Annotated in this window: 10 protein-coding genes and 1 pseudogene; 4 read left to right on the top strand and 7 right to left on the bottom strand. The window is 41.0% G+C overall.

Going from position 1 to position 12,483, the window contains the following annotated elements; all coding sequences use genetic code 11:
• Positions 1 to 187: 187 nt before the first annotated feature.
• From L1028_RS21550 to L1028_RS21535, 4 genes and pseudogenes are all read right to left on the bottom strand, one after another.
• Positions 188 to 1,531: a family 43 glycosylhydrolase gene (locus L1028_RS21550; RefSeq protein WP_234539475.1), complete on the bottom strand. Its 1,344-nt coding sequence runs from the start codon at positions 1,529 to 1,531 to the stop codon at positions 188 to 190.
• A 375-nt stretch (positions 1,532 to 1,906) separates the two neighbouring features.
• Complete coding sequence (locus tag L1028_RS21545) at positions 1,907 to 3,742, bottom strand: UbiD family decarboxylase (RefSeq protein WP_234539473.1); 1,836 nt, start codon at positions 3,740 to 3,742, stop codon at positions 1,907 to 1,909.
• A 115-nt stretch (positions 3,743 to 3,857) separates the two neighbouring features.
• Positions 3,858 to 4,379: a serine O-acetyltransferase gene (locus L1028_RS21540; protein WP_149644713.1), complete on the bottom strand. Its 522-nt coding sequence runs from the start codon at positions 4,377 to 4,379 to the stop codon at positions 3,858 to 3,860.
• 299 nt (positions 4,380 to 4,678) lie between these two features.
• A pseudogene (locus L1028_RS21535) lies at positions 4,679 to 5,991 on the bottom strand (alpha-L-arabinofuranosidase C-terminal domain-containing protein); the annotation flags it as partial.
• Positions 5,992 to 6,086: 95 nt separating this feature from the next.
• On the opposite strand from L1028_RS21535, the gene L1028_RS21530 reads away from it, so the two are divergent.
• Positions 6,087 to 6,671, top strand: coding sequence for a GNAT family N-acetyltransferase (locus L1028_RS21530; protein WP_234539469.1), 585 nt, complete (start codon positions 6,087 to 6,089; stop codon positions 6,669 to 6,671).
• 88 nt (positions 6,672 to 6,759) lie between these two features.
• Here the strand turns inward: L1028_RS21530 and L1028_RS21525 are convergent, their stop codons facing one another.
• Together L1028_RS21525 and L1028_RS21520 are read right to left on the bottom strand one after the other, a co-directional pair.
• Positions 6,760 to 7,197, bottom strand: coding sequence for a MarR family winged helix-turn-helix transcriptional regulator (locus L1028_RS21525; protein ID WP_234539467.1), 438 nt, complete (start codon positions 7,195 to 7,197; stop codon positions 6,760 to 6,762).
• 164 nt (positions 7,198 to 7,361) lie between these two features.
• Positions 7,362 to 8,399: an NADH:flavin oxidoreductase/NADH oxidase gene (locus tag L1028_RS21520; protein WP_234539465.1), complete on the bottom strand. Its 1,038-nt coding sequence runs from the start codon at positions 8,397 to 8,399 to the stop codon at positions 7,362 to 7,364.
• 221 nt (positions 8,400 to 8,620) lie between these two features.
• On the opposite strand from L1028_RS21520, the gene L1028_RS21515 reads away from it, so the two are divergent.
• The gene (locus tag L1028_RS21515; RefSeq protein WP_234539463.1) at positions 8,621 to 9,001 is read left to right on the top strand and encodes a VOC family protein; all 381 of its coding nucleotides are present in this window, start codon (positions 8,621 to 8,623) and stop codon (positions 8,999 to 9,001) included.
• Between the two features lie 91 nt (positions 9,002 to 9,092).
• Here L1028_RS21515 and L1028_RS21510 read toward each other — a convergent pair whose 3' ends face one another.
• Complete coding sequence (locus tag L1028_RS21510) at positions 9,093 to 10,211, bottom strand: alpha/beta hydrolase family protein (RefSeq protein ID WP_234539460.1); 1,119 nt, start codon at positions 10,209 to 10,211, stop codon at positions 9,093 to 9,095.
• 152 nt (positions 10,212 to 10,363) lie between these two features.
• Between L1028_RS21510 and coaA the strand changes: the two genes are divergently transcribed.
• Together coaA and L1028_RS21500 are read left to right on the top strand one after the other, a co-directional pair.
• Positions 10,364 to 11,299: a type I pantothenate kinase gene (gene coaA / locus L1028_RS21505; RefSeq protein WP_234539456.1), complete on the top strand. Its 936-nt coding sequence runs from the start codon at positions 10,364 to 10,366 to the stop codon at positions 11,297 to 11,299.
• A 156-nt stretch (positions 11,300 to 11,455) separates the two neighbouring features.
• A complete protein-coding gene (locus L1028_RS21500) occupies positions 11,456 to 12,460 on the top strand; it encodes a glycosyltransferase family 8 protein (RefSeq protein ID WP_234539453.1) in 1,005 nt (334 codons plus the stop codon).
• The last annotated feature ends 23 nt before the right edge of the window (positions 12,461 to 12,483 follow it).

Genomic DNA, 12,483 nt, shown 5'->3' with positions numbered 1-12,483 from the left:
CTAGCTGTACCACAATCGCTGACTGTATCCCGTGTCTATCATAATTGGTATGCTCTTCTAATCTTCTACTATGAAACCAACGTTCCAAATATGCGGATGTTATTCCAAAGTAAATGAAGCCAGACTAGCACAACCATTACCGGTATACGTAAAATACAGTGCTTGTACACCATCCGGAACAACCATATCAATAGCGTATTCCTTCCATACATTCGTAAAGCCTACCGCTATACGTCCGAGTGGTGGTCCCGTCCCACGACGTTTTGACTTCAAAAGCGCCTTGGCAATATCCACGCACCTTTATTTTGACTTTGGTGACTCTCTCACACGCGAAATATTTAAAACCTGCGGTTGCCGAATCTGTCATATTGGCGATATAGCCGATTTCTTCGTCGCCATCCCTGCCGTCTTGGGTAATCTTTGGGAACCGACTATCCATCCATGCTCCGGTACGGCCGAAGCCTCCCGTATACATTTCCTTATCTTTGCAGAACAAATGACAGGCCAGGTATGCCGGATATTCCCCCCGGCCTTCAAGTGGCCCTCCGTTTGAACCGCAGGATGTGATCTCCACCTGGGGAATGGTGCCATCCTCGCGGAATTCGATTCGCTCGATACAGCCCTGCCGGCAGAAGGCCGTTCCATTGGTATGCCGGTGATAAAAAATGTACCCTTCTCCATTGATCTCCACGATGCTGCCATGGTTATTGCCGCCATAATACATAGGCTGTTCCGCCGGCTTGTATGTATCGATATGAAGATCACAATTGCTTACAATGACTCCCTGGTATGTGAAGTCTTTGGTCGGATACTGGCTGGTCGCATAGCACAGCTCATGCATCGAGATCGAGGAATAGATAAGGTAATAAGTATCTCCCCTTTTACGGATGGAAGGAGCCTCAAAGAACTCATAGCCTTCGAATCCGCTCCCTTTGCTGTATGGCTGGCTCGGTGCAACAAATACAGGCTCTTCGATAATCGTGAGCATATCCGGACCAAGCACCGTTGCCATTGCGCCGTGTCTGGATTTATCCCCGGAGGCACAGAATCCGGTGTACAGGTAAGTGTTCTCTCCTTCGGTCAGCACGCCTGGGTCAAACTGCGGTTCGTCATCTTCTCTTTCCCCCAAGCGTGTTCCATCGGCATATTTTACATAACCGTAGAACTCATACTTACCACCCGGCTTGTCGCATACAGCCACCGATACTACGGGAACCTTGTCTAGCACGTAGTAGAGATAGTATCTCCCGTCCGGTCCAACGGTGACATCGGGAGCATATAGACACATGCTTCCATCAGGGTTAAGAGGGTCATCCGTAGTCTGATAGATTACACCCTCATACCGCCAATCGCCCAGATTGTCCTCAGACGCAGACCAGCAAGCATAGTCGTTCAAGCAAAAAGCGTGTCCATTAAAACGGTCATGCGAGCCATACACATAAACTCTTCCTTCGAAAACATACGGCTCACCATCAGGGATATATTCCCAAGACGGGAGGTACGGATTTAACCCTTGTTTTTTTGCCATCATAATTTCACCCTTGTCGTTTATTAGTTTTATCTGATTATGTAAGTACAACCACTTTGCGTGGAGAACGAAAAATCATACATGAATAGCTCGCTGTGGATTTAACCGCTTTCAATTCGTTTGTACTCTCTATTCTTAAAAACATCACCTTACACAGTTTGTCCCTTTAAGTATAAAGATGCCGCCTGACCGAAGTCCATGACATATAGCCACTTAAAATTGATCTTTCCTAAGATTATAGCTGGAGTTCCACCCTATTTTACATTTCTCTCCACTGAATACGTTGTAGGGTTCACCATAACATTCATATGATTAAAATCATCACATATAAATGCAAAAAGACCTCCTTGGTGTCCCAAGAAGGTCGATGAAACAACTTTAGATTTTAACGCCACTTAAACTGCCGCCTGCAACAAACAATCGTTCGATATGCTTTTGAACCGCTGGATCCGGAATTAATGGTGGCGCTTGATGAGGTTTTATACGCGCATCAATAATCACGTTATCACATGACCAATGCTTATACTCCGTTGAACTGTTCACGCCATATATATCATGAGAAGGATTGCTGCGTGTGAACGTCGCCCATAGGAAATTCTCAATTCTATCACTTAAGAACTCGCTATCATCACATACAATGATCATCGGGCAAGACGGGAGCGCTCCCGATGCCTGAATATCTTCGCTAAGCTTGTTCATTTCCTGCGCTGCTTCAGCGTAAGTAGTGAATTTAGAGCCTTGAAGCGCCACTAGACCCGGCATCACCATCTTTGCATGTCCAAATCCCTGTAGTTCTAGAAGAATGCCAGGAACCTCTGTACATAGCTCTCTTTTCTTCTCCCCAACCGCAGCAAAAATCACCTTACTTCCGCTGTTTAATCCTGTACCGGAATAATCAAGGGTATCAATCGTTGTATTCGTATAGAAATGAATATCTCTGCGAAGATTAATTCGCTCTAAAATATAAGTCAAGAAATCCTCAACATCATGTGTGCTGATAGGTTGTTTCTCTTCGGCTGTAATAAACAAGAATTTAGCTAAACTAAGCTGACCTGTACCTAATATCCGATTCGCAATCGTAAGAATCTCCGCTGGCTGCTTCACTTGTTGATATGGCGTATAACGTTCACTGCCAATCGCAAACAAAAGGGGATGAACACCTGCAGCATCTACTGCGTGAACTTCTTTGACACCCGGGATTTCTTGTCGAATAGCTCCGCCCGTCAACTCGTGAATTAACTCACCAAAAGCGGTATCCTCTTGTGGCGGTCTGCCGACAACCGTAAATGGAAAGATTGCATTCTTTTTAGCGTACACTTTATGTACTTTCATAACTGGAAAAGGATGCACCAAGCTGTAATAGCCTAAATGATCGCCAAAAGGTCCTTCCGGCTTCGTCTCACCAGGATGAATTTCCCCTGTGATCACAAAATCCGCATCATTACTAATGCAATATCCATCCACATAGCTATAGCTAAAATGACGTCCCGAAAGTAAGCCTGCAACGATCATCTCACTCATTCCCTCTGGCAAAGGCATGACAGCCGATAAGGTATGCGCTGGAGGTCCGCCGATAAAACAGCTCACTTTAAGCGGTTCTCCTTTTCGATTGGCTCTTTCCTGATGCACGCCGATACCGCGGTGAATTTGATAGTGAATACCAACCTCTTTATTGAGCGCATAATCATTACCATTCAACTGAACACGGTACATCCCCAGATTGGAATTCATAATGCCTGGCTTGTCTGGATCTTCGGAATACACTTGCGGCAAAGTGACAAAAGCCCCACCATCCTCTGGCCAATGTGTGATCAGCGGAAGATCAGAAATACTGATTTCCTGAAAACCACTTGGTAGACCACCCGGCTTTTTAATAGGCAATGCTTTTCTCGCGGATAGTCCTGTCCCTACATATTTAAAAGGATTCTTAAGTGCCTTCATAGGATCGTTACGAAGTGCAATTACGTTATGTGTGGAGTTCCAAGTACGCCGAAAGATAAACTTACTGCGCTCCAGCGTTCCAAAAAGGTTAGATACGGCACGAAATTTCGAGCCTTTTACATTTTCAAATAATAATGCGGGGCCACCGGCTTCATAAACCTTCAAGTGAATCGCGGCCATCTCCAGATAAGGGTCCACTTCTTCACGAATACGAACCAAATGTCCATGCTTCTCTAAATCATTAACACACTCTTCTAAATTGCAATATTTCATTTCATTACTCCGATCTCTAGAAGGTTATTACAAGATTTCTTGGATGCTTTAATTATACCCTGTAACTTATTAAAATAAAGCGCACGCGTACCCTATGTACTAGAACCTAACGTCTTTATCTTGTATTCTCAGGTTTGGGTTCATCTCGCAAAATATTTCTGGCAGGAATCCCTACTGCCGAAGCATTATCCGGCACATCCTTAACCACAACAGACATAGCTCCGATATTAACATCGTTCCCCAGCGTAATCGGGCCTAGTATCTTAGAACCTACTCCGATAAATGCTCTATCACCAATCACGGGTTCCCCTAAGTTATTTCTCCCCCCAATGGTCACTTGGTGAAAAATAGTAGCGTTGTTGCCAATCACCGCTTTAGGACTAATAATAATTCCATTTAACCCATGCGGTAAATGAAGCGCATCACCAATTTGAGCCTCTGCATGAAGCTCTCCACTGGCAACAATTCGGACAAACAGCACATCCATAATTCGGTATAGGAGCCACAATGGTTTGCGGATCAGGCCACTTTTCACCCGATAATACACCCAATTTCCAAAACGATAAGTAAACAAAGCCATAATCGTTTGTGGATTTTTTAGATTTGCTTTCCAGTCCGTTTTGAATGATTTCATCATTGTATCGTCCTCCTATTAGGGGCAAGATATGAACTATATTCTCGTGAAATGAAAGCATTAGTGTGGCAAGCATAAACGCCTTCGGCGTCCTTACAAGGACGGTAAGCGTTTAAGCGAGAAATAGAAGGATGATGTATAGCGTGAAACTTATACTTTCTTATATTTTGAAAAAATATTCTGGGAGGATCGCAGGATAGAGAGTCATTCGGGTGATTGTACTTTCACCAGTGTAAGTTAGATTCCGAGATTCATCAAGCAGGCGGACCATTCTCTATAAATATTCATCAACCGATTATAGGCTACCTAAACAACATCACGCGCCGAAGTAATATCGGCGCGCACTGAATGCTATCTTTTCTATTAATAAGATCCAGAACAATCACGTTCACAGAATGGGCCGCTAGATTTACAATTGCAGTGTCTTTACCAAACATGATTTTCGTTTCAACCGGAGTAACCTTCTCATCATTTTTTCTGTTCACATTAGGTGTGTGAACTAGCGAAGCATCGCCCGTTAAAGTAATCCATTTACCGGTAGTAGCTATGTTTAAGCCTTTCAGATCAAGCTTCGTTGCTTTCTCTACACGATCCGCATTCACAAGCTTCACATAGAGATGCTTATCATCTTTAGTAACGGAATTGTATACTTCTCTGTTATACGCTCTTCATAGCAACTAGCTCTTAGGTTACCCGCTGCTGTACTAGAGGAATAATCGCCGAGCGTATAAGCCTCAATCCCTTGCTTGTACACCTTGATTCCTGTGGCATCGCCATTATAGCCAATCGCATATTCGATAACATCTTTATTTTCAGGTGAAATGTCTGTCAGACCTGCACCTACATAGAAGCCATCTTCGCCGGAAGCTTTTTCAAGAGCGACCTCTACTTTATAATTAGTCCACGCGTCATTGAGGATATACAATCCATTTAGCCCGCTGTTCTGTGCCTTCAAGACTAGTCCTTTGGAAGGATCAATCGTATATCCGGCAGAACCAGGAATGACTTTCCAAGCTTCATGCAACGGCTGTGTAAAATCTTGTTCTAACATAACGCTGCCATCCGTATTCGAAGTAACCTTCACCCGCTTCACAACCACAGATGATTTTCCAGCAGCTACTTCAATTCCTCCGTGAGGAATGAGATCTACCTTTTCACCGTTGCGATAAGTCGAGAACGATGTGCCAACCACTTTGGTGCCGAGATATTTAGCGTACAGCTGTTGAACATAATAGTTCGGCGTGTACCATACAGTTTCATCATCAAACCAAATGCAATCCGGTGTCCATCTGTAGATTCCATCTGTCAGTACCTTATTGAACAACGGTGCCGTTGCAGCTAGTCTAATCACATCAGAGTTATTCTCGAAGCTGGACATAATCGCCGCCTCAGCAATCGCTCCTGCCAATGTATTTTTATCTGTCGATGCATATTCACCTACAAAAACCTTCGAAGTTTCAGCCTCGTCCAAGCTGCCGTCTTCTTTATAAGCTCTGTAATAATAATTGTAGCGATCCGCATTCTCTAACAAATACTCGTTGGAACGGTAGTAATGCTCGTCCGCAATCGTATCCATGTAGTTCTTTTGTTTCTCATACCAGGTAACCGTCTCTTCATACAAAGGAAAACTTTTTTTATAATTAATGATTACCAAATAGACCCTTTTATTCATGATAAAATGAATTTGAAAGCAAGAAGGAGAGATGAAATATGAATAACCATGTAGAGTATGAGTCAACAAAACGCGATTTATTTACAATTGAATGTAAAGATATCCTGTTACGAGAGTTTATTGTGGAGGATTTAGACGAGTTTCATGCACTTACCACGCAGCCTGAAATCATAGAATTTCTGCCCGACTGGAATGTCCCTAAAGAACAACGGCTAGATTGGTTAATAAACTATGAAATAAAAGAAAACCAACAATTTCTAAAAGCGGTCTCAGCGGATGGAAATATCGGGGAGCTTCGTCTTCGTTTAGGCATTATTTTAAAGGAGACGAATGAGTTTATCGGTTGGTGCTGTACAGGAATGAAGGATGAATTACCCGCTCCGAACAGAGAAATCATGTATGCCATATCCAAGGATCATCGCGGCAAAGGGTATACCACACAAGCTGCCAAGGGGTTAATTAAGTATTTGTTTGAGCACACATCTACCGATGTATTAAACGCTATTGCTCTGGTACACAATACACCCTCAAATAGAGTCATACAAAAATGTGACTTCGACTTAATTAATGAAATTACGATTGAAAATGAAAGCTATAATTATTACCAGCTTTCTAAGCGGTAATGGAATAAGAAAGTCTCACGCAAAAAACCTCTGCATGGGAAATGGAGATACGATCCATCTACCTAAACAGAGGTTTTTTTGAGCTGATTCATGATTGAGGCTTCATACGAAGCATTTGCGCTAGAAGCTGTTCCACATCTTTCTCCGGGAATGCCGTCATTAGCGTGTCTTTAAAGGTTTCTTGTGCACGGATGAGCTTGGCCTCACCAATGGAGGTTAGGGAGGTATAAATACTTCTGCGATCACTGTCGCATGCTTTTCTCTCTAAAGCTCCGCAGCCCTTGGCTTCAAACCGGCTAACTAGTCGTGAAACGGCACTTTGACTTAAACCAACCATAGATTCGAGTTTCTGCAATTTCAGTTTTTTCTCTGGGGCTTCTGACAAGAATAATAACAAGTAGAACTCTTTTAAAGATAAACCATGATTCGCTTGCAAATTAACTTCTAATTCATTCGTCACATTCATTTGTATATGCGTTAACGTCAACCAATTCGCGATAAGGTCATTGTTAAGAATTTTGTCCATCTATCTCTTCATCTCCTGAGCGTATGACTATTCATGAATTTTTTCTTCTATATAATAGTACTACACTCCACATCCATTGTGCCAAGCTTAATCTAAAAAAGAGAAAAGACCGTTTCTCCACGAAGTCGGTCTTTCCAAATGATTCCATTTAATTCCGTTAGTCCTTAGCCTTTAATTCTAGGAAATCCAAAGGCATACTGCCGAGGAATACCCGGGTCTTGCTGAAGCTTAACTCCAGCCTCTAAGGTCCAATATGGATTTCTCAGCATCCCCCGACCCACTGCAACAAGATCTGCTTCTTCATTCCCAATGACTGCATTAGCAAGAGCTGGTTCATCCAATCTGCCTACAGCAATCACCGGTACATTTAAACCATATTTGATCTCTCTTGCCAAAGAAACTTGATACGCCGCATGTGTTCCTGGCTTGCCGGCAGCCGCGATAGGACCTTCACCACCCGCACTAATATGGAAAATATCTACGCCAGCTTCTTTATAAACTTTACTAAATGCCAAGCTTTCCTTAATGCCGTATCCGCCCTCTACATATTCTTGAGCTGAAATACGCATGATCAATGGCATTCCTTCAGGCATTTCACTTTTCGCTACACGAATGATTTCAGTACCAAACAAGGTCAAATCTTGGCCATATTCATCTGTTCTTTGATTCGTTAGCGGTGAATGGAACTGATGAATAAGATAACCGTGCGCACCATGAAGCTCTATAACATCAAACCCCGCTTGAATCGCACGCTTGACGCCCAACCGGAATTTCTCAACCATACCCTTCACTTCTTCAGTCGTTAGGGCACGTGGTGTTTTGGAGTCAGCATCAAATGGAACGGCAGAAGAGGATACAGGAACTGCTGCATCTTCAGCCTTACGCCCAGCATGAGCAATTTGAATACCTACTTTTGCCCCATAGGCATGACAAGCATCAACAATTCTAGCCAATGCAGGTATTTGCTCATCGGACCAAATGCCAAGGTCAAAATCAGTAATTCGGCCATCAGGCTCTACATCGGTCATTTCAATAATAATTAATCCAGTTCCTCCAATGGCGCGGCTTACGTAATGATTATAATGCCAATCGGTAGCGATTCCGTCCTTGTTAGTCACTGAATACTGACACATTGGAGGCATAACCACGCGGTTCTTCAATTTCAAATCCTTCATTTCATACGGGGTGAACAAGTTCTTCATGATATCTCTCCTCTTTATAAAAAACTAATTTTATTATGAACATTGAAACCATGTTTTAGCAGAGAGTAATTAATGTATGCTCATGCATGTATATTATTATAGAATATCTATGGTGTCAACCATGAATGTCTCCTCCGGAATAATGACTCAATGTATTGTTGAACTCCTTGTCGCAAGGTAATATGTGGATATCTATTTTCTTAGAAAGGATGAACTCAAAAGTGGACAAAAAGCTTTTACAATCACATAGTATCTTTCCTACCCTGAATATTGAGCGAACCGCTGCTTATTACAATCAGTACTTAGGCTTTCAAGTTGTGCCCTATTTAGATACGGAGGAACCGCACATTTGTCTCTATCGTGATGATACAGAAATTATCCTTACACAATCCCAAGGACAAAGGGTTATTCCTAATCGAGAATTGTATGGCTATGGTTACGATGTCTATTTTATTACGAAACTGCAAGAGCAGTTGGAGAAAGAATTCAAAGCGGCTGGTGTTAACATTGTCCGACCATTAGCAAACACCGACTATAATAACAAGGAATTTGTTATTGAAGATGTCGATGGGCGCTGGATTGCTTTTGGGATCAAAGGATAAAAAAACGGCTCTCGGCCGTTTGCTTATTTTTCAAAAGAGACCTCATAGCTTCTTACCCACACGAACATCCCTTGAAATCCTGTATGCTAGTTTACAGAATTTCATCTCCACTGCCATTGATCACACAGAAATCACTTTGGTTATGGCTAATGAATGTAGAATAAGCATCCCCCTGATCTAATAGATGCTCTTGAAAAAACTTAGCGACAAGTTCATTTATCTGATTATGAGTTCCACATGTTCTTTGATATAAAATCTCGTCCTCCTCAAAAAGTGGCATATCGCTAAAGGACATATGTGTAGCACTTCGTATTTTTAAAAAAGATTTATATCCGTTCCAATTCCGATAAAGCTTCTCTTGTCCTTTGATGAAATCATTTGCTATTTTCTCCTGTAAGATATTGCTTAGAGATTCTAAAGCAGACGCCTTTTGCCTTAATACAAGTAGGGGCACCGTATTGTTCTTCACTTCATTCTCAAAATATAAATGCATACTTGCATCTAATAATACTGCGGCTTTAATTCTATCATCTTCCATAGTTAAATCTACTGCAGTAGCTCCGCCGATTGAATGTCCAATAATGCCGACCTTGTCCATATCAAAACTTCCCATCATATCCTTATCCTTAGCGTTCAGATCATAGAGGTAATTCAAAACATACTGTATATCTTTTTTTCGAATAGAAATTAAGTGATGTAATTCGCTATAATCTGTAGCCTGTATTGTCCTCATGACCTCTGATTGATTAATAAATTCTCCACTGGGACAAACGGTAAACATGGCTTCATAAGCAGCACTGACGGTTACCACGATAAATTCTTGCTTTACCAGCGCTTGTATATTGTAAATATACATATCTCTATCTAATCCTAATGCCGGAGAGTAAATAATGACTGGATAGGGGCGTTTAGACTTCTGTTGAAATGTTCGCTCGCTTATTAAGGTAGATAATCCATCTATGAGATCCATATTCATACCTATATCTTGTAGAATTGCTCTTGCTTGTTGTTCACAAGGGCGGAAAAGATCCATATATTTTATTTCAGATTCGTTGTTTTCGAGCAAACCATCCGTATCCGGATAATAAAGACTTATCACGATTTTCCTGGGCTCAGACTCTTCTAGGAACGTACCCTTGCTCGTGTAATCCGTTAATATTTCAACTCTTCGAAAAACTCCCATGGTTCCACTCCATTCTTCCTCGTTCACTATATTTTAATTTATTTTCCTATTTATTGAAATGAATTCTCCATAATGTCCATACTAATGTCGATTGCAATGAATGGAATCAAGTTGAATGAACGGTTATAATACCTATGTGCAAGCGAATCTTTTAAAAATTCGGGGATGTGGAAACTATAATGGTAAATAATTCAGCATATACACTTTATTTACGTGAGGATTGGAAGAAGCTAAGCGATTTCACTGCTATCCAATTATCAGAAGAAGAGCTTACCGATATCCAAAGTATTAATGATAAAATTTCGATTGAGGATGTAAATGAGGTCTATCTTCCTCTGTCCCAATTGATACATTTGCAGCTTCAGGCCTCTCATACATTTAAAGACTCTATAAATCACTTTCTTAATAACGATCTTAAAAAAGGTCCATTTATCATAGGCATCGCCGGAAGTGTCGCTGTTGGCAAGAGTACAACCGCTAGACTTCTTCAGAAACTCCTCTCTCAATTACCTTCTCATCCAAAAGTAGATTTAGTTACTACTGACGGGTTCTTACATCCCAATGCTGAGCTGGAAAAGCGTGGAATCATGAAGAAAAAAGGATTTCCTGAAAGCTACGACACACGTAGTTTAATTTCATTTTTAACTCAAGTGAAGTCTGGTGTTTCGAGTGTTCAAAGCCCTGTATACTCCCATCTAACTTATGATATTGTGCCAAATGAATATATTACAATCGAGAACCCGGACATCCTAATTGTTGAAGGATTAAATGTTCTTCAGACTAGTTTGACGATTAATCAAAGTGTACCAAACTATTTTGTATCTGATTTCTTTGATTTCTCAATTTATGTGGATGCTGATGTGAATAATATTGAGAAATGGTATATTGATCGTTTTATTAAGCTTAGAGATACCGCCTTCCAAGATAAGCAATCTTATTTTAAAAAATATGCACAGTTATCACTAGAAGAATCTATCGAGATCTCGAAAAGAATATGGAAAGAAATCAATTTTGAAAATTTGATACACAATATTTTGCCTACTAGAAATCGTGCAGATCTTATTCTATTTAAAAATAACAATCATCACATAGATCGCATTAAGCTGCGAAAATAAGAAATTACAACCAAGTCTGTGATCTGCAGAGCTTGGTTTTTTCATATCCAAAATTAAATTGGGTGAATATCGTAGGTGTAATGCCTTAATCCTCTTGCCAGGGCAAACGTATACTGTGGTACATTCGTACACTAATGTAGAGAGAGGATAAATCAAATGATCGAAATTGCCTTGGCCTTTCAAGATAAGGATGGAAAATATGTAGAGCATGCCGGTGTCGTTTTAGCATCAATTTTTCATCATACAAGTTCCCCAATCCATGTTCATATTTTACATGATGCCTCTTTAACCGAAGTTAACAAGCGAAAGCTCGTCCGATTAACCACTAAACATCAGCATACGATTAGCTTTTATTCGATTACTTTACCCGAAGATATGCTCCAGGTTCTTGCCAATATTAATTCTATCGATATGTGGACACATGCAAGTATGTACCGATTGCTGCTTCCCGCGTTAATTCCTGCTGACAAAATTATTTATCTGGATTGTGATGTATTGGTAAACATAGATATCGCGGAGCTGTGGCAAGTTGAGCTGAATGATAAATATTTAGGGGCAATTTGGGATCAGGGCATTATGGATGTGGCACCTATTGTAAGCGCCAAGGGGCTAAATCCTGAGGTTTATTTTAATTCCGGAGTGATCGTATTTGCTTTGAATAATATCCGCCAGAATACGAACTGGTACCAAGAGATGCTAAACTTTTTGCGCACTTTCCCGGATGTCACTATGCCGGATCAGGATGTTCTAAATGCAGTTTTTGGAGCGAATTACCTCCCACTCGATATCCGTTTTAATTCATTTAACATGGCCATCCCAGATCATGACTATAATAATAAAATTGTCCATTTTGCCGGGGATGAGAAATGCTGGAATAAAGATTCCTCAGGGTTTGCGCTGTATCGCAAGTTCCTAAATTTAACCCCTTGGAGAACTTTTAAAGCCAAATTAAAACGAAGAAGACGGAAAGTCAGTTATGTTAAGCGGCGTTTTACACAAAAAACCAATAGACAAATCATTTATAGACGTAGAATTAAAATTGTTCGCACAAGAATCTCACCCCTTTCACTGTTCCAATTGAAATTAATTAGAACGATAAGAAGGAGAAAAGGCATTGTAATCAACACAAGAATACAAAACCAACGACGCATTAAACGCTAAAAGGCAGCCCCTATTGAATAGGG

Origin of the sequence: Paenibacillus pseudetheri (genome assembly GCF_924513355.1) — a bacterium.
In the GTDB taxonomy this organism is placed as follows: Bacteria; Bacillota; Bacilli; order Paenibacillales; family Paenibacillaceae; genus Paenibacillus_AQ; species Paenibacillus_AQ pseudetheri.
Note: the sequence above shows the minus strand (reverse complement) of the source record. Positions and strands in the feature narration are given on the sequence as shown.

Excerpts from the sequence above, each read along its gene's own strand:
- L1028_RS21550 (WP_234539475.1), bottom strand. The coding sequence starts at position 1,531 with ATGATGGCAAAAAAACAAGGGTTAAATCCGTACCTCCCGTCTTGGGAA.
- L1028_RS21545 (WP_234539473.1), bottom strand. The coding sequence starts at position 3,742 with ATGAAATATTGCAATTTAGAAGAGTGTGTTAATGATTTAGAGAAGCAT.
- L1028_RS21540 (WP_149644713.1), bottom strand. The coding sequence starts at position 4,379 with ATGATGAAATCATTCAAAACGGACTGGAAAGCAAATCTAAAAAATCCA.
- L1028_RS21530 (WP_234539469.1), top strand. The coding sequence starts at position 6,087 with ATGAATAACCATGTAGAGTATGAGTCAACAAAACGCGATTTATTTACA.
- L1028_RS21525 (WP_234539467.1), bottom strand. The coding sequence starts at position 7,197 with ATGGACAAAATTCTTAACAATGACCTTATCGCGAATTGGTTGACGTTA.
- L1028_RS21520 (WP_234539465.1), bottom strand. The coding sequence starts at position 8,399 with ATGAAGAACTTGTTCACCCCGTATGAAATGAAGGATTTGAAATTGAAG.
- coaA (WP_234539456.1), top strand. The coding sequence starts at position 10,364 with ATGGTAAATAATTCAGCATATACACTTTATTTACGTGAGGATTGGAAG.
- L1028_RS21500 (WP_234539453.1), top strand. The coding sequence starts at position 11,456 with ATGATCGAAATTGCCTTGGCCTTTCAAGATAAGGATGGAAAATATGTA.